The organism is Thermoplasmata archaeon (assembly GCA_015063285.1).
GTDB lineage: Archaea > Thermoplasmatota > Thermoplasmata > Methanomassiliicoccales > Methanomethylophilaceae > Methanoprimaticola.
This window is the reverse complement of the sequence record SUST01000004.1, coordinates 26,498-43,641: the sequence shown is the minus strand read 5'-3', so window position 1 is coordinate 43,641 and position 17,144 is coordinate 26,498. Positions and strand designations below refer to the sequence as shown.

Genomic DNA, 17,144 nt, shown 5'->3' with positions numbered 1-17,144 from the left:
TTGAGTGTAGGGTTATAGTTCAATTGTGGACGGCACCGACCGTCAAACTCCAAACTGCGTTAATCACAGCGGGGATTCCCAATGGATAAGAAAATTGTCGATGTAAACGAACTGCATGTCGAAGATGTTCCCTTCGTAGGAGGAAAGGGAGCAAACCTCGGAGAGCTCACGAACGCCGGCTTCCCTGTGCCTGAGGCATTCGTCCTCACCACGGTCGCCTATGATTACTTCCTTTCTAAGAGCAACATCTTCTCGAAGATCAACAAGGAGCTCGAGGGTATCGATAGAAACTCTGACGACAGCCTTGTCGCGGCCTCTGACAGGATCAGGGCACTTTTCGACGGGTGCGAGATACCTGCAGACCTGAAGAAAGAGATCCTCACCAAATACAAGATGCTCTTCCCCAAGGGAAAGATCGGATTCGTGGCCGTAAGGTCCAGCGCTACAGCTGAGGACCTTCCCGACGCCAGTTTCGCAGGACAGCAGGAGACCTACCTCAACGTCAAGGATGAGGAGGACCTGTACGACAAGATCAGGAAGTGCTGGTCATCCCTCTTCACAGCAAGGGCGATCGCGTACCGTGAGAAGCAGGGCTACAAACACGAGGACGTAAAACTCGCAGTCGTTGTCCAGAGGATGGTCAACTCCGAATTCTCGGGAATCATGTTCACGGTGGACCCCAACAGCGGTGCGAAGCAGATCGTCATCGAGGGAGGCTACGGTCTCGGAGAGGCAATAGTCGGAGGAGAGGTCACACCCGATACCTACATCGTCGACAAGCAGAAGATGGACATCATCAAGAAGAGGATATCCACACAGACATGGAAGTACATCCGCGGAAAGAACGGCGGTGTCGAGAAGAAGGACATGCCCAAGGACAAGGTCAAGGTCCAGAAGATCGCGGACGAACGCATACTCGAGATCGCGGAGATCGGACGCCAGATCGAGATCCACTACAACAAGCCCATGGACATGGAATGGTGCATCGAGGACAACAAGGCATACATCGTCCAGGCCAGACCTATCACCGCCACCGGAAACTCGGTCACGAACGAGACCGTCGGCGATTCAGTATCAAGCGACGCCATCGTCGCATCGGGATTGGGAGCAAGTCCCGGTCTCGCAACCGGAAAGGTCGTCATCTACGACACATCGATGAGTCTCGACGTCATCAAAGAGGGAGACGTCCTGGTCACCAAGATGACAATGCCCGATATGGTCCCCGCCATGAGCAGGGCCGCGGGAATCATCACCGACGAGGGAGGAATGACCTGCCACGCAGCGATCATCTCAAGGGAATTGGGAACACCTTGTGTCGTCGGTACCGGAAACGCGACGGAGTGCCTCTCCAACGGAATGGAGGTCACCGTCGACGGAACCACCGGAAACGTATACAAGGGAATCATCGCCAAGAAGGGAGACTCCTCCGCCTCTGCGGAATCCGTAGGCGGATCGGTCTGTGCGGAATTCGTCCCGATCACAGGAACGAAGGTCATGGTCAACATGTCCATGCCTGCCAAGGCCGACGAGATCTCCAAGCTCCCCTGCGACGGAGTCGGACTCATGAGGATCGAGTTCCTCTTCACCAACTACGTCGGAGAGCACCCCTGCGCATTCCTCGCAGAGGGCAGAGAGCAGGAACTCATCGACAAGCTCGCAGACGGAATCTCCAAGGTCACAAGGGCATTCTACCCCAGGCCCATCGTCCTCAGGACATCGGACTTCAAAACCAACGAGTACCACGACATGAAGGGCGGAGCGGACTACGAGCCCAACGAGGACAACCCCATGATCGGATGGAGAGGCTGCTCCAGATACGTCTCTGAGAGCTACCGCGACGCGTTCATGTGCGAACTGAAGGCCATCAAGAAGGTCAGGGACGAGATGGGATTCAAGAACCTCAACATGATGCTCCCGTTCGTCAGGACCATCGAAGAGGTCAAAGAGATCACAGCGATGATGGAATCCATCGGACTCAAGAGATCCAAGGACTTCAAGCTGTACTTCATGGCAGAAGTGCCTGTCATCATCTTCATGGCGGACGAGTTCTGCAAGTACTGTGACGCATTCTCCATCGGATCGAACGACCTCACGCAGCTCACCATGGGATGCGACAGAGATTCCGATATCCTCGGCCACATGGGATACTTCGACGAGAGGAATGAGGGGGTTAAGAGGGCGATCAGACACCTCATCAAGGTCGCACACGCCAACGGAAAGTACGTCAGCATCTGCGGACAGGGACCTTCCGTGTACCCTGAGTTCACAGAATTCCTTGTCGAAGAGGGAATCGACGGAATCTCGTTGAACCCCGACACCTTCTACAAGACCAAGAGGATCATCGCGTCCGCTGAGCAGAAGATTATGCTCAGGGACCTGAGGATGCTCAGAGAGAAACTCTGAAAACGATGGGGGAAACCCCATCTTCTTCATTTTTTATGACTACTATCAGGATCACGGCGGTCAGGAAGGTCTGCCACAAGGATCTTATGGAACTCTACGAGAATCCGATCCAGCACACATGCGATGTCGAAGAGGGCCAGGAATTCATATCAATAGACGGTCAGAAGCCTGCAGACCTGTGCGACAGCGCATGGGGCTCGATGGAATACTTCGTGAGGGAACTGGCGGCAGGAAGAGGCAACTTCTACGACGGATGGATGAAGGACCCCAGGTCCGCAATGATATCCTGCAACGACGGGTTCAGGCCAGTCAGCTTCTATATCGAAGTGATAGATCAGTGAGCATCACGGTCGATAAGCTTCTTTGTAAGGGCGTCGGTCTCCTCGCTGGGGAGGAGCATCGTGGTGACCTCCATGAACGGATGTTTGGTACCCTCGATGATACTCACATCGTTCAGTGACTTGAGCCCCCATCTCTCGGCAGTCTTCTCTAGACCGAGCTTGGTATCATAATCGTTAGGGACGAGGACAATCGCCTTGTAGGTCTTCATTCCCATCTTCTTGGCCGCTAATATCCTGTGGTGTCCGTCGACGACGATGTAACCGTTCCTCCTCTCGACGACGATCAAAGGCTCGATCATTCCTCTCTTCAGTTCGTACTGGCGACCCACGAGCTCATCCATGTAGACCTCCTTCTGAGTGGGGATGACACGGTCGACCTCCACATCCTTGTTGACGACCTTCAGTTTGATTCCGTTCTGTTCCTCGAGGAACTTCTTGACCGTCATGACCTTGTTGGGCCTGGATTTCTCGATCTGCGACCTGACGATATCGAGATTGGAGATGATACCGATGAGCCTTCTCTCTTCATCGATCACAGGCAGATTCCGCAAACCGTACCTGAAAAGGATACGCGTCGCATCCGCGATGGTCATGGAAGGGATGGCGCAGAATGTACCCCTCTTCATGATGCTGCGGATCCTTGCGTTGGGCTGGTCTATGAAGCGTAACAGCTCCTTGGCTGTCACAAAACCCAGAAGATAACCGTTCTCGGCAACAGGGAATCCGTGGAATTCCGAATTGATTATCCTATCCATTGCCTGCCTGACTGTCATATTAGGGTCCAGGGTCTGAACGTTACGGACCATGTACTCTCCGACCAATGGCTTATCCTCTGGCATGATTTCCTTGATTACATTTGATATAATAACAATATTGGACGCCTGTCAACGTTTTGAGATCTTCTCCGCCGCCTTGAACATCTCTCCGATCTCATAGGTGCTGACTTCCCCTCCCGATGTCATCATGGCATACGTCACACCGTCCCAGGTCGTTCTCATACCGGTATCTCTGAACCCGTTCATCTCATAGAATGATATCCTCTGAAGACGCTGCTCGTTATTGTTGGCCGTTTCCTGAGGCGCTTCCGCATTCAGAGAGAATCTGTACCCAGGATACATGGCCCTGACCATATTGAGGACCTCGGAACCGTATCCTTTCCCCCTCAACCCGGGATCCACCGCCAGATAGTAGATGAAGACGAGATCTCCGCGGACCATCAGATAGAGAAGCCCTACTCTCGTTTCCCCATCCAGTATAACTGCGAACTTTCCCAAGGGTGTCTCCGAAACCATCAGCATATTCTCCAATTTCTCTTGCTCTTTCTGCGGGAACGAGAAATCATAGAGATCAGCAACGTAATCGTAATCCTCCGATCTAGCGACGACATCCCTAAAGGTCAGGTCCATTGGTTGTTGAATATGCCCTATGTATTTCTAAATCACTTCCTTCAGTTTTCTCACGATGCGGACCTCAACCTATAAACATAGGTCGTACAATCCCTACCGCAGAGGATTAAAATGGCAGGTCCAGTTTTGACCGGAGAATCAATAGAGCAGGAGACAAGACTCCATGACGCTCTTGCACAGATCAAGCATGTCATCATCGTTATCAGCGGAAAGGGAGGAGTTGGAAAGAGCACGGTCTCCTCCAACCTCGCCATGTCACTGGCCATGAAAGGCTACGAGACAGGACTTATGGATATCGATATCACGGGCCCCAACATCCCTAAGATGTTCAACATCGAAGATGAGCAGCTCATGGCGGACGCCGACAGGATGCTCATCCCGATCATCGTGCCCCCCAGACTGAAGGTCATGTCTATGGCGTTCCTTCTCCCCAGCAAAGATGTTCCCGTCATGTGGCGCGGACCCATCAAGATGTCTGCCGTCCAGCAGTTCATAGAGGATGTCAGGTGGGGAAAGCTCGACTACCTCGTCATAGATATGCCTCCGGGAACCGGGGACGAAGCACTTTCCATCGTCCAGCTGATCCCCAAAGCGGACGGAATGGTCGTCGTCACCACACCTCAGCAGGTCGCTCTCCTGGACAGCAGGAAATCTGTGGGATTCGCTGCCGAGACCAAGATCCCAATCATCGGAATCGTCGAGAATATGAGCGGATTCGTCTGCCCCCACTGCGGTAAGGTCACCGACATCTTCAAGACCGGCGGCGGAGAGGCCACTGCCAAGGAGATGAACATCCAGTTCCTCGGAAAGGTCCCGATCGAACCTGCAGTGGTCGAGAGCGGAGATTCCGGAATGCCCATCGTACTGAAGGACCCCAAGTCCGCTTCGGCCAAGGCATTCGAGGAAATCGTCGACAAGATCATCAAGACAGTTGAGTGAGATGAGGGTCGTAGTTATCTCTGAAGGAGAGACACTAGATTCGGAGGTGGCCGAGGATTTCGGCCATGCTCCCTTCTTCCTCGTGGTCGACACGGATTCACTGGACTATCATGTGATTGAGAACGAGTTCGCGGATTCTCCTGAAGGCGCGGGAGTGGCGGTAGCAAAGGCGATCACCACGCTCCAGCCCGATGCAGTCATCACAGGCGGCATCGGAATGCACGGCCTGGACATCCTCAGAAAATCGAACATTTTCGTATCTTACGACGAGGAAGGCCCCGTCGAACAGTGCATAGTTGATTTCGTCAGAAGGCACAAGAGGAACGCGGCGTGATCAAACGCCCCTCTTGTCGCCCCAAATGATCTTGTGGAGCTGGGGCAGTACCCTGGCATCCAAATCGTTTTTGAGAACCTCTTCGACAAGCCATTCCAGCTTATCGGTCCCTCCGACAGGACCGAAGATCACATTGGCATCTGCCGGATGGTCTTTGAGATACTTCACGGCATAATCGAAATCATTCTGGTCCTGAATCACGAACTTCAGCTGATCCTTCTTCTTCAAAAGCTCGATGTTGGAATCGATCATCCTTTCGCTCATACCTGATGAAGGACATTTGATGTCCATGCTGATCATGATGTGCGGGTCGTCAGGAACATCCTTCAGATCAACCGCCCCGTTGGTCTCCAGAACTATGAACTTATCTGCTTCGACGAGAGCATCCAGCAGCTGATAGATATCCTTCTGAATCATCGGCTCGCCGCCGGTCACGCATACCGTCCTGCAGCTTCCGACCTTCTCGATGATCTCCGGGATCGTCATCTCCGTACCGCCGGTGAAGGAATACTTCGTATCGCACCAAGCGCAATCCAGATTGCATCCTACTGCCCTCACGAAAACTGTAGGGACACCCATGGTGAGTCCCTCTCCCTGGATGGATCTGAAAATCTCACATATCCTCATAGGGGATCTCGTCCTTGTATCCGGCCTCTTCGAATCCGGCCAACCTCAGTCTGCATGAGTCGCAGTGACCGCATGCCTTCGCTCCGCCGTTGTAGCAGGACCACGTCAGATGCAGTGGCGCACCCAATCTCTTGCCTCTCCTCACTATGTCCGCCTTAGAGTCCATTCCTATGGGTGTGACAATCTTGATGGGATGGCCTTCCTTCCCCGCTTTGGTACCGACTTCCAAGGTATGCTGGAATGATTGGATGAACTCGGGAGTGCAGTCAGGATAACCTGAATAGTCCACGGCATTCACACCGATGTAGATCCTGTCCGCATCGATCGATTCGCATAAACCGGCGGCTATGCTCAGGAACACTATGTTCCTGGCGGGGACATAAGTGATCGGGATCTCTTCAGAAAGCTCGCCTTCTCTGTCCATGGGAACATCGATATCCTTCCTTGTGAGAGCAGAGCGGAAAGAACTGAGATTCAGATCTATGATGACGTGGGGGATCTTGTAGAAATCGCAAACGGCTGCTGCGGATTCCAATTCCTTAGTATGCCTCTGACCGTACCTGAAACTGATGGCAGTAGGCTCACATCCGTCTGCGATGGCCTGCGCCAGACATGTTGTGGAATCCAATCCTCCTGAGAGAAGCACTACCGCTTTGGACATCAGAGCACCACTTGATACCAGGCGGTCTGTCCGCGTTCTTCATCCAGACCGATGGAGAGCGATTTAACGTTAGGAGGCAATTCCAGTTCCTTGACCATGCGCTCCGCCATCATCTTGGACATTTCCTCGGCCGTAGTGGTGGGGATGTCGAGCAAAGTGACGTCCATTCTGGGGAATACATATCTCTTCCCATCGCAGATGGCCTCTACGGATTCCTCGGTGACCGTCAGTTTGACATCCTCTGATTTGGTGGGCAGGAGTGTCTTGTGGTCTACCTCTTCGATGATCTCCTTGAGCTTCTTCTTCAGGACGACGAAATCCATTATCATCCCTTCCTTGCCGATATCTCCCTCGAGTCTGAGGCGGACGATATAGGAGTGTCCGTGGAGTCTTGAGCACTTCTCGTGCCTAGGTATGAAGTGGCATGCGGAGAATCTGATCCCTCCATAACCTCCGTCGATCTCTAGATACATCTTCATTCCTCCGTAAGTCTCATCGCCAAAGCGATCGAATCCGTATAATCTGTCTTCACTCTGGAAGTGTCTATGAAGACCTTGTCCATGTTGACTATGGGCGCACCGAGCGCCTTTGCCCCGCCGATGAAGTGGAGCGTTCTGAATATGATGTTGCCGACTATTCCCTGAGGTGCGATGAGTATGTCCGCATTGTTGACGGCATCCTCGATCAGGATCTGGCAGTGGTATGCGTCGTACCCCTCTGATTTGAGTGTCTTGACGATGTTCAGCGCACTGTCGATTGATGTATCCACAGCCTTGCACCTTCCTCTGTCCTCGCATCTTCCTCCGGACATGACGGCGATCTTGGTTCCGAGACCGATCCTCTTGGCCATCTTGACGCACTGTCTGGCGAGTTCTGTCCTCTGTTCGTCGGACCAACCCTCGTCGATACCCACGGGCGCCATGATGATCATCTTTCCGTTGAGCAGCTCCATGAAGACTATCCTTTCCAAGGCTTTCAGACCGAACTTCTGTTTCACTATCGGAAGAAGTACTGAAGATGACATATCGCCACGGATCGCGGCATCGATTTTTCCGGCGACCAGATCATCAATGAGAACCTCGGGCTCATCGTAGACGGTCACATCATACTGTTTCATGGCCTCAACGCTCTTCTCCACATTCCCTGCGTCTGTACCGCGTCCGATACCTACGCGTACCTTCGGGAATTCACTCGAGAGGAGAGCCTCTGTGTTGAACATATTACCACCAATATTATTCATTTATAAAATAGGGCCGACTCAGGATTCCGATGCCCGTTCTGCGATCGTCCTACCTTTCCTTTCGGGATTACCGTTGCACAATAGCAGAGCTATCAGTAGGAAATACAGCAGAAGACGCAGGACTGAAGAGATGAATGACCCCAGGACAAGATCGCTCAGGTACTCTAGGACGTTGAAGTAATATGGTACTTCGAACACAAAATCCAAGATGATGAACACTGCAGTGGATAGTATCATCGGGAAACGACTGAACAATCTGCCCATGACGGCTCTGAGACCCATTATGAACATCCATACTGCCATGACTATCTCCAACACATCTTCCCATGCCACCCCATCGAGATAGGCATTGTTGATCCATGACAGGATGCGGTCAGTGGCGATGACGGTCATGTAAAGGGCGATGACCACATACGGACTTCTCGTATACTTCAGCAGAACTACCATCGCGACTACAAGCCAAACGGCATTGGCCACTATGAACATTAGGGCATTGTACGCATCGAACAGCGAGAACATTACGAGGCCGACACCGCTGTACAAGATCAGCAGAATCGTCATTGTTATGCAGAGAATACGGTTGGTCCGTTCATTGATGCGGAAATGAAATCTGTTGAGTTCTATCAGCTTCTGCCGATCGATCCGCATATCAGCACCCGGGCCTTATCTGATCGAACTCGTAATCGGCCCATTCCCTGTCGCCCAGAACTATATCGAGTTCCGTAAGGGTGATCATCGGATGATCGTATTTTGCGGAATCATCCATGGCCACACGCGGACATGCAGTGTTCACATAAGCATCCACGCGATATGACAAGAGCGAAAGGGGGGTTATCTCTTCCAGAATCGCCTTGTATGCCTTCAGACCGTGGGACCTTATCTTCTCTATAGCTCTATCTGCTTCTTCAGACCTGTTCTGGCCGACCTTACTGCAGACTATGACAAGAAAACTCTGTGCATTCTTGGCAGTTTGAATTGCAGCGAACCTCTTCCTGAGTATCCTGTCACGGACCTCGGCCATACTCCTGACCTCCGATGTAACGGGATTCAGAACGATAACGTCCTTCTTGATGCCGAATGCTGCCGCAAGAGGATGGAAATCCCCTTCGCCTATGAAGAGGAATGCATCAACATCGTCCAACACAGCCTCGGCCGAACTGCCGTTGCATCCAAGGACCTGTCCGGGATATGCGATGCGCCTGTCCCCGGTACCCACGAAGACCTTCCTGCCGGATTTCTCCAGGATGGACTTTACCTTGGGGATGAGATCGAGATATTGGATGGTCGCCAGCATACCTATCCTTTCAGGCAGACCGCTCAGAAGGCCTAGTATACTACCATCGACATCCGCATCGGAGCGGGTTTCGATGTACAAAACATTCGGGTCATCCCCTTGCGAGGGGATGGGCGAGTGGCCGAAATGCACCAAAGCGTCAGTTTTTCCCCTGTAGTCGTACAGATCGCATGCACCGTAACAGGGGAGACCGACGATAAGCGTCTCGACACCGGTCTTTTCAGTTAGATAATCAGAAATTTCTGTTGCCCGGATCTTAAGACCCTCGGGCAATTGGAGGGCGACGGAGGTGTAACCCCCGTCGCGAATCCATGCAACGATGTTGTCCAGTTGGAAATCGAACATCTTTGAATCAGTTTACGAATTCCTTTCCCTGCTCTACGTCTACGTAGCAAGGGGAGGGGAATTTCATGGATGCTCTCCAGAGAGCGTCCTTCGCAACATCGACCTTATCAGGGTTGACCCTGACCGTCAGGATTGCCTGGTTGCGCTCGAGCCTTGCAGCTGTTCCGACCGCCTTTCCGAATCCCTGACGCATTCCACTCGAAACACGGTCTGCTCCTGCGCCGGTTGCGAGCTTGTTCTCCCTGAGGACGATGTGGGGGTACGCCCTGACCGTCATGTGGTAGTTGGCGACTCCTGCCTGGGAGGTGAGAACCTTGTTGGCTGCGATACGGCCTGCCTCGATTGAGGTGTGCCTTACCTGGACACGGTTCTTGACTTTCAATGTGAGTGTGACGGGGAACTCCTGCCTGGTGTTTCCCATCTCATACTGGCTGACACGGCTGGCGGGCACTCCTCCCATGTATTCGCGGCGAGTGTATGCCTGCCCTTTGATCTGTCTGTACATCGATGCTGGCTTTCTTACCATTTTAACCACCAATTGTGATTGTGATAGGCTCGACAATCCAGACGCTGTATATAACGTCTAGGTTACCGTCCTGCGTTCTGTCTCGGACGATTAACAACGTCCATATAAATGTTATGGCGTTTTTTGCGCGTATTATAGGAAAAGAGGGGCAAACCATCTTCACGGTGTACCGTAAAACTCCTCGAAACCTGCCACAAACTCGATAGTTTATTAACTATCTGGACGATATACTTCTGATGCGCTCGTTCAGTTTCAGAGTGATACCGGCGGATTCCGGCAGTAGAGAAGGTGTACCCATCGCTGTTGCAGGACAGACCATGGTTGACGTCCAGAAACTGCTCACGGACATAGGCTGCATGCTTCTGAGGACTTCTATGAGACTGCAGAACGAGATTCCCGAAAGCCTTGTCAAGAAATTCGACCTCACGATCGGCGGAGACAACGGAGGGCTCACGACAGGTCCTTCCGAAGGCAATGACGAGGCGCTCGAAGGCGCAATGAACATTCTCTGTGCCACATTGGATTTCCTGGGCACAGGTGCCGTAGGCGATTGGATGAAGGATAACTTCGAGGACGAAGAGGCACGCACAATCATCGCAAAGGACCTTGTAGACCTCACCGACCACCTCAAAGGGTACATTCTAGAGTACGGATCCGATGACAACGTCAGACAGTTCAAGGGTCTTGAGAGGGAAAAGATACTCCAATACACCGTCCGCACCGAATGGCTGTCCGCGGCGGTAGGAAAGATTCAGAGGGACGATGTCAGGAAGAATCACTGGAACCTTACCAACGACCAATTCCTTGTACCGCTCACATTCGACAGGAACATAGTCTCATCCGACATACCTGGATTCGCCAACGCAGGACCTGTGATCGTCGTTGGGAACGTCGTGAGGAACAAGGACGGACACATCACGAGCATCGAGAAGATCACCGGTTGCTACACGATACCCAATCTGAAGTTCCACAGGATCATAACCAAGAACGGGGACAGGAACCTCCTGAACCCTCTGGTCGCGCTGACAGGCTATGATGCAGAGAAGGATATCTGGTCGCTTTACAACGACGACGTCGGCATCTACATCAATAAACCCTCTTGGGACGAAAGCATCATCGCATTCCACGAATATGCCCTATTCCTTTTCGAGACCTACGTCGATACCGACAAGCAGTTCGAGGGCGAGGAACAGGAGATCAGGGAGTATCTGATGTCGTTGCTACCCGCCGCGGACCTCTGAAGTTCAGGGAATAATTATTATAAGACGGCGAATGTCAGAACCGTTAGGTGCGCACATGTCACGCCATCTGCCGAACGCTACAATCCACGAGATCGGAGCGGACCGTATCGACAAACTGCTGACCATGTCCGAGGAAGCCGTCAGGAACGGCAGGGAGGACAGGGCCAGAAGATACGTCGATATCGCCTTGGCAATAAGCGGGAAGACACGCGTCAGGATGCCCAAGGAAAAGAGGTTCTGCAAGAACTGCCACCTCCCGATGATGCCTGGAGTCAACTGCACTGTCAGGCTGTCGAACCACAGGGTATGCATGAGATGCAATGTGTGCGGCGAAGTACGGCGCTATCCGTACATCAGGGAGCAGAGAACATGACGGAGAAAGATGCCAGGAAGGAACTCATGAGGCGTGCCAACGAGATCAACCCCACAGTGCATGTGGGGAAGGACGGTCTCGACCAGGGGCTCTTCGACGAGATAACGGTCCAGCTCAAGAAGAACCGTCTGATAAAAGTCAAGGTACTGTCCAATTCCGAGGACGGAGCGAAGGACGCAGCAGCCGCAATAGAAGAGAACACTGGTGCTGTCATCGTGGATGTCCGCGGAGGAGTCATTGTCGTCACCGACAAGAGAACATGGACCTCACTCTCCCAAAAGAAATTCTGAGGTAATGAAATGCTAGATGTCAACGTGATCAGATCGAACCCCGACATGATCAGGACGATGATTAGGAACAGGAACAGGGACGAATCCATACTGGACAGATTCCTGGAGGCCGATTCCGAGTGGAGAGCGCTCACGGACGAGAACAACCGTCTCAGGAAGACCAGGAACGACGTCTCCCTGGAGATCTCCAAGATGCCCAAGGGTGAGGAGAAGGACGCCAAGATCGCAGAGATGCGCGGCGTAGGTGACAAGATCAAAGCGAACGACGACAGGATGGCCGAGCTCGAGGAGATCAGGCAGGACTGCGTCCTCAACATCCCCAACATCCCTCACGAGTCCGTTCCTATCGGAAAGGATGACACCGAGAACGTTGTCGTCTACGAGGCAGGAGAGAAGAGGAAGTTCGACTTCAAGCCCAAAGAGCACTGGGAGCTCGCAGAGGAACTCGACATCATCGATTTCGACAGAGGCACCAAGGTCGCTGGAAGCGGATTCTACGTCATGAAGGGCGACGGAGCAAGGCTCGAGCGTGCGCTCATCAACTACTTCCTCGACGTTCACAAAGATCAGGGATACACGGAGCTCGTTGTCCCCGCGGTCATCAACAAGGCCGCGGTCATCGGAACCGGACAGTACCCCAACCTGAAGGACGACATGTACTACCTCGCAAAGGATGACATGTACCTCAACCCCACAGCGGAAGTACCTATCACCAACCTTCTCCAGGACGAGATACTCGACAAGTCGCAGCTTCCCATATATTACACCGCGAACCTCACATCCTACAGGCGCGAAGTGGGAAAGCACGCCGACACGAAGGGAATCATCCGTGTCCACGAGTTCAGGAAGACCGAGATGGTCAACTTCGTCGAACCCAGCAAGTCATACGAGAGGCTCGAGGAGCTCAGGAAGAACGCAGAGGACCTCATCAACGGCCTTCAGCTCCCTTACAGAGTGCTACTCCTGTGCACAGGGGACATGAGCTTCTCATGCTCCAAGTGCTACGACCTTGAACTCTATGCACCCGGAAAGGATGCATGGCTCGAGGCATCCTCATGCTCCAACTTCACCGACTTCCAGGCAAGGAGGGCAAGGATCAAGTACAGGCCAGAGCCTCACCTTAAGAGTGAATTCGTCCACACCCTCAACGGTTCCGGACTTGCACTCCCAAGGACCATCGTCGCTATTATGGAGAACTACCAGAACAAGGACGGTACAATCACCATCCCTGAAGTCCTGAGACCCTACATGAGGGGACAGGAAGTCATCGATAAAAGACACTAAACAGGTTTAACAGATGGGGGAATCCCCCCATCGTTTTCATTTGAGTTTCTTTCCGTCGTTGAACGCGTTGCCTACCTTATCGCCGAACGCAAGATAGTCATGGTTAAGTCCGTCGTATATGATCGGATGATACTTCTTCAAATCGACTTTTCCGTCAGTAAGGATTGAATCGTCGATGCTGAGGTTCACGATATCTCCGATACATTCGCAATTGGATTCTGTATAGCTCTTCAGAGTGCACTCGAGACAGATGGGCATCTCCTTGATCATAGGGGCATCCACCTTCTCGCTCTTCACGGCAGTGAATCCCGCCTTGGAGAACTTGTCCTTCACATCGTTGCCTGAGACGATTCCGACATAATCGGATCCAACCAGGGCCTCAACGGTGGCGAAGCTCACAGTGAAGGCTTTGCGGGCCAGGATGTTCTTCACGGTCTTATGCTCAGGGGACAGACAAAGGCCGATCTCGGTATCTTCGTGTATGCCTCCCCAGGCAGCATTCATGGCATTGGGTGTCCCATCCTCGTTGTAGGTGGCGATGATAAGGACAGGCTCAGGGTAGATGCAGGGTTTTGCTCCGTAATCTTTCCTCATGAACCGAAGAAAGCGATTCTAAATCAAATATGCATCGTATCGAGATCGCTGATGATCTTCGCCGTATCGATGCCTTTCTTCCTTCCCAGGAGCTTCACGCGTATATCGTGCTCTCCGTCCCTGAGTGTGGCCGAACTTACCCCGTAGCAGATGGAGATGTGCGCTTCCATGTATGCTGCCAGGTTGTCGCAGGTCTTGATGTCGTAACCGTTGCGGGTACCGAACCTTCCGTCCTCCACATCAGTGAACGGATCGAGGACCATGAATCTGAACTCGTCATGCCAATCGCTGTCGATGAGAGGGATGATCTTCTCCTCGACCAGGTCGCGCTCATAATCCTCCAGCACGGCTGCCAGACCTGATACGTTCACCTTGATGGGTGTGATCACGTCCTTTGTCAGCACCTCCGGGAGATCGTGGAAGAGCGCGGTATAGTAATCGTTGTAGATCTGCCTATCCGATGCTTTGGAATCCAGATCGTGAAGGTATATGGAATCTGCCACCATCAGGGAATGCCCGAGCACAGTGGTCTTTGGTATGCGCGGGGTCCTTGCCCAGCGCTGCTGGAATCTTAGCTGGCCTATAAGATCGATGAAATTGAATGTGGTGCTCCTTTCCGTGGTGATCTCCTTGATACCTGCGAGGTCCTTGTGCTGGTCGATCTGTTCATCGATCTCCTCGCGGGTTATGTCGATACCGTACAGGGACCTGTTGGAATCATAGATGAGGTTGAACTCCCAACGGGTGGCCAGATAATGGGCGGCACGTATGATGTCGTCCTCACGGGACTTGTAGTCCTTTCCGAGATACTCGATGAATCTGGTCCTGAAATCCTCGTCCGAGTCCGGGATGAGCCTGTCGAACTCCGAAGTCACGAATGCGTTGACCTCATCCCTTCTCTCCTGGGAGATCTTGTGGAAGACCTGCGGTTTCAGGTCGGTAAGCACCGAACGCTGGATGAACGAGAACATCTGGTGCTCGATGAGCCTGCGCCAATCAACATCGTTTCCGGCCTTCTCCTCGAACTTTCCAAGAACCCATGAGATGGCCGCCTTATGGGCCTGCTTGTCCATCTCCGTCAGGTCTACCGGCCTAAGGTGATCGTTCCACCTGTGCATGTTGGCAGAATCGAAGAGGAGGTAAAGGATATGGGCGTTCAGAGCTGACATCCGGCTCACTCCAGATACTCTATGGTCGCCTCATCGGGATTAGGAGTGTATGCCCCGTCCAGACTCATTATGAAACCAGTCTCGTCCGTCTCTTCCATCTTGTTCTTCAGAAGCCTGGACAATCTATGCGTCTGGAATGAAGCTATGGAGTATCCGATGACCATCATCGCCACTCCGATGATGAACAAGTAGAGGGCGATCGAGATAGGGTTGAACACGTACACCAGGAATGATATTACCGCTAGAGGTATCCCTGCAATCGTGACGTATGACACGAACTCGTTCCAATCCATGTCCCTGCATCCCTCTCCGATGATAAAACGGTGACTGATACCGCTCACTGAGACGCTTGCTTGAGCCTGTCGAGGACGAACTGCCTGTCCATGCTAGCCAGGAACGGTCCGAGTCTGGGGCCCATGTTCTTTCCGATGAGGATCTTGTACATGGCCTTGAATGCGCCCTTGTTCCCAATTCCGTCCTTGGCAACTTCCGTTACGGCTGAATTGATCTCGTCAGCGTTCCATCCGATCGTCTTCAGTTTCTCCGCAAGGGTCTTGAAGTATCCCTTCTCGTCCGCGCTGAGCGCTATGTCGGCAGGAACGGATTCCTGAATGGAGAACTTCACATTCTCGGGTGCGAAATTGGCCAGCCAGAACCTTATGCAGTCTACCCTGACGTGGAGTCTCTTGAGATCGAAATCAGTCGCTTTGGACATGTCCTCGGTCCTTCCGAGGACCTCGATCACTCCATCGAAGTCCTTGGTCATCTGGACGACATTGACCAGATGCCTGTAGGATATCTGCATCGGGAGCTTCTCGGGAACATGGTTGTGCTGTGCGATGACATAGGCGGCGACGTTGTTCTCCTCCGCCTCTGTGAACTCGTTCGCGAAGTATGCCCTCTCCATCCTGTCGTACTCATCGACCATGTCGAGGAGCCCCATTCCGTAATCGTAATCGATAGCTCTGTTGGGCTGCGACCTGAGGAACAGGTAGTTGAGAACCTCTGGAGGAGTCATGTTGATGGCGTCAAGACCTGTGACCGCACTTCCGAGGGACTTGTGCATCTGCACGATCTGTCCGCCGGACTTGAGCTGGACGAACTCGTAGGGGATCGGATAGGGTGCCTTTCCTCCGAAGATCTCGGATACGAGCCTCTTTCCGGAATCGTAGGATCCTCCGGCCGCCGCATGGTCCTTTCCGAATGGTTCCGCGGATGTTCCGAAGATCATCCACTTGGCAGGCCACTCGAGCCTCCATTTGAGCTTTCCCTCCATCTTCCTAATGTCGACCTTTCCGTGGGAACCGCACTTACAGCTGTACTCGAGGTACGGGAACTCATAGGTGTCGAAGTTTGCTTTGCAGAAGCGTCCGCAATCTGGGCAGAGCGGATCGTAAGGCGAGAAATTGGGATCTGCGTCCTTTCCTGTAACCTCATGGATGATCTGGATGACCTCGGGCCTTTTGGTGATTGTCATGTCGATCCACTTGGCGAACTCCCCTTTGGCATAGAGCTCATGGGTCCATACGATCTCGCAGTGGACCTCCAGGGAATCGACCGCATCCAAGAAAGGTTGGATGAAGTGATGGGCATAGTTGTTATGCTTGCCGCAAGGACAGGGGATCATGCAGATAGGCATACCGACATACTTCTCGTACTCCTCGGGGAGGAACTCATACCTCTTCCTGAGGGGATCGAACGAATCGATCAAGTAGATGAGCCTGACATCCTTTCCCTTGGATGCGACTGCGCTGCGGATCGATTCTCCTGTGATCGCTTCTCTGAGACTTCCGACATGTATGATTCCGGTAGGACTGATACCTGTTGCGATCAACGGGTGCTCGCATGTATCTGCTACTTCCTGTGCGATTACATCTGCCCAATGCATTCTATCGATTCACCCCATATATGTATAATAAAAATGGGTTTCGGTCCTGCGAGAACTTCACAATACGGCCTCCCGGTTGGATGAATCCCAAACCAGTTTCCGGATAGGTATATAAACTCACAATGGCAGACTCTCATCGCTGAAGCCTCAGCATCGTGTACAAACGGATTACAAGCCCTCGGGTAACGG

21 protein-coding genes are annotated in these 17,144 nt (G+C 52.6%); 8 read left to right on the top strand and 13 right to left on the bottom strand.

The genetic code is table 11. The features are described from left to right. The first annotated feature begins 81 nt into the window (after positions 1-81). The gene (gene ppsA, locus E7Z62_03765; GenBank protein ID MBE6522229.1) at positions 82-2,403 is read left to right on the top strand and encodes a phosphoenolpyruvate synthase; all 2,322 of its coding nucleotides are present in this window, start codon (positions 82-84) and stop codon (positions 2,401-2,403) included. A 35-nt stretch (positions 2,404-2,438) separates the two neighbouring features. Further along, on the top strand, positions 2,439-2,744 hold the full coding sequence (locus E7Z62_03760; GenBank protein MBE6522228.1) for a TIGR04076 family protein: 306 nt from the start codon (positions 2,439-2,441) through the stop codon (positions 2,742-2,744). Here the strand turns inward: E7Z62_03760 and E7Z62_03755 are convergent. Both E7Z62_03755 and E7Z62_03750 read right to left on the bottom strand, forming a co-directional pair. Next, positions 2,738-3,583, bottom strand: coding sequence for a CBS domain-containing protein (locus tag E7Z62_03755; GenBank protein ID MBE6522227.1), 846 nt, complete (start codon positions 3,581-3,583; stop codon positions 2,738-2,740). The genes E7Z62_03760 and E7Z62_03755 overlap by 7 nt on opposite strands. A gap of 45 nt (positions 3,584-3,628) precedes the next feature. Beyond that, positions 3,629-4,150: a GNAT family N-acetyltransferase gene (locus E7Z62_03750; GenBank protein ID MBE6522226.1), complete on the bottom strand. Its 522-nt coding sequence runs from the start codon at positions 4,148-4,150 to the stop codon at positions 3,629-3,631. A gap of 111 nt (positions 4,151-4,261) precedes the next feature. Here E7Z62_03750 and E7Z62_03745 point away from each other — a divergent pair, with 111 nt between their 5' ends. Both E7Z62_03745 and E7Z62_03740 read left to right on the top strand, forming a co-directional pair. Next, complete coding sequence (locus E7Z62_03745; GenBank protein MBE6522225.1) at positions 4,262-5,089, top strand: Mrp/NBP35 family ATP-binding protein; 828 nt, start codon at positions 4,262-4,264, stop codon at positions 5,087-5,089. 1 nt (position 5,090) lies between these two features. Next, entirely contained in the window at positions 5,091-5,423 is a 333-nt protein-coding gene (locus tag E7Z62_03740) for a hypothetical protein (GenBank protein MBE6522224.1), read from the top strand. Here the strand turns inward: E7Z62_03740 and E7Z62_03735 are convergent, their stop codons facing one another. From E7Z62_03735 to E7Z62_03705, 7 genes are read right to left on the bottom strand one after another with little or no spacing between them, the layout of a single operon-like run. Next, a complete protein-coding gene (locus E7Z62_03735) occupies positions 5,424-6,050 on the bottom strand; it encodes a radical SAM protein (GenBank protein ID MBE6522223.1) in 627 nt (208 codons plus the stop codon). Further along, the gene (gene queC / locus E7Z62_03730) at positions 6,037-6,711 is read right to left on the bottom strand and encodes a 7-cyano-7-deazaguanine synthase QueC (GenBank protein MBE6522222.1); all 675 of its coding nucleotides are present in this window, start codon (positions 6,709-6,711) and stop codon (positions 6,037-6,039) included. The genes E7Z62_03735 and queC overlap by 14 nt, the downstream gene beginning before the upstream one ends. Further along, positions 6,711-7,184 carry a 6-pyruvoyl tetrahydropterin synthase family protein gene (locus tag E7Z62_03725; protein MBE6522221.1) on the bottom strand — a complete coding sequence of 158 codons (474 nt, stop codon included), beginning with the start codon at positions 7,182-7,184 and terminating at the stop codon, positions 6,711-6,713. Before E7Z62_03725 ends, queC begins: the two co-directional genes overlap by 1 nt. 2 nt (positions 7,185-7,186) lie before the next feature. Further along, the gene (locus E7Z62_03720) at positions 7,187-7,930 is read right to left on the bottom strand and encodes a methanogen marker protein 4 (protein ID MBE6522220.1); all 744 of its coding nucleotides are present in this window, start codon (positions 7,928-7,930) and stop codon (positions 7,187-7,189) included. Positions 7,931-7,969: 39 nt separating this feature from the next. Beyond that, a complete protein-coding gene (locus tag E7Z62_03715; GenBank protein MBE6522219.1) occupies positions 7,970-8,599 on the bottom strand; it encodes a hypothetical protein in 630 nt (209 codons plus the stop codon). 1 nt (position 8,600) lies between these two features. Then, positions 8,601-9,590, bottom strand: a complete 990-nt coding sequence (dph2, locus tag E7Z62_03710) for a diphthamide biosynthesis enzyme Dph2 (protein MBE6522218.1) — start codon at positions 9,588-9,590, stop codon at positions 8,601-8,603. A gap of 7 nt (positions 9,591-9,597) precedes the next feature. Then, positions 9,598-10,116 (bottom strand): 50S ribosomal protein L16, encoded by a 519-nt coding sequence (locus E7Z62_03705; GenBank protein ID MBE6522217.1) that lies wholly within the window; start codon positions 10,114-10,116, stop codon positions 9,598-9,600. Positions 10,117-10,352: 236 nt separating this feature from the next. Here E7Z62_03705 and E7Z62_03700 point away from each other — a divergent pair, with 236 nt between their 5' ends. The 4 genes from E7Z62_03700 to serS are packed head-to-tail and all read left to right on the top strand — an operon-like array spanning position 10,353 to position 13,304. Continuing rightward, the gene (locus E7Z62_03700) at positions 10,353-11,357 is read left to right on the top strand and encodes a hypothetical protein (protein MBE6522216.1); all 1,005 of its coding nucleotides are present in this window, start codon (positions 10,353-10,355) and stop codon (positions 11,355-11,357) included. A gap of 55 nt (positions 11,358-11,412) precedes the next feature. After that, positions 11,413-11,730: a ribonuclease P protein component 4 gene (locus E7Z62_03695; protein ID MBE6522215.1), complete on the top strand. Its 318-nt coding sequence runs from the start codon at positions 11,413-11,415 to the stop codon at positions 11,728-11,730. Further along, positions 11,727-12,020: a YhbY family RNA-binding protein gene (locus E7Z62_03690; GenBank protein MBE6522214.1), complete on the top strand. Its 294-nt coding sequence runs from the start codon at positions 11,727-11,729 to the stop codon at positions 12,018-12,020. The genes E7Z62_03695 and E7Z62_03690 overlap by 4 nt, the downstream gene beginning before the upstream one ends. Before the next feature lie 9 nt (positions 12,021-12,029). Beyond that, entirely contained in the window at positions 12,030-13,304 is a 1,275-nt protein-coding gene (serS, locus tag E7Z62_03685; protein MBE6522213.1) for a serine--tRNA ligase, read from the top strand. Between the two features lie 36 nt (positions 13,305-13,340). Here the strand turns inward: serS and E7Z62_03680 are convergent, their stop codons facing one another. Genes E7Z62_03680 through lysS form a run of 4 tightly spaced genes read right to left on the bottom strand, consistent with a single transcriptional unit; the run spans position 13,341 to position 16,955 of the window. After that, positions 13,341-13,898: a flavin reductase family protein gene (locus E7Z62_03680; GenBank protein ID MBE6522212.1), complete on the bottom strand. Its 558-nt coding sequence runs from the start codon at positions 13,896-13,898 to the stop codon at positions 13,341-13,343. A 23-nt stretch (positions 13,899-13,921) separates the two neighbouring features. Continuing rightward, a complete protein-coding gene (locus E7Z62_03675) occupies positions 13,922-15,067 on the bottom strand; it encodes an HD domain-containing protein (GenBank protein MBE6522211.1) in 1,146 nt (381 codons plus the stop codon). A 5-nt stretch (positions 15,068-15,072) separates the two neighbouring features. After that, complete coding sequence (locus tag E7Z62_03670; GenBank protein MBE6522210.1) at positions 15,073-15,360, bottom strand: hypothetical protein; 288 nt, start codon at positions 15,358-15,360, stop codon at positions 15,073-15,075. Between the two features lie 44 nt (positions 15,361-15,404). Continuing rightward, on the bottom strand, positions 15,405-16,955 hold the full coding sequence (gene lysS, locus E7Z62_03665; GenBank protein MBE6522209.1) for a lysine--tRNA ligase: 1,551 nt from the start codon (positions 16,953-16,955) through the stop codon (positions 15,405-15,407). Positions 16,956-17,144: the final 189 nt, after the last annotated feature.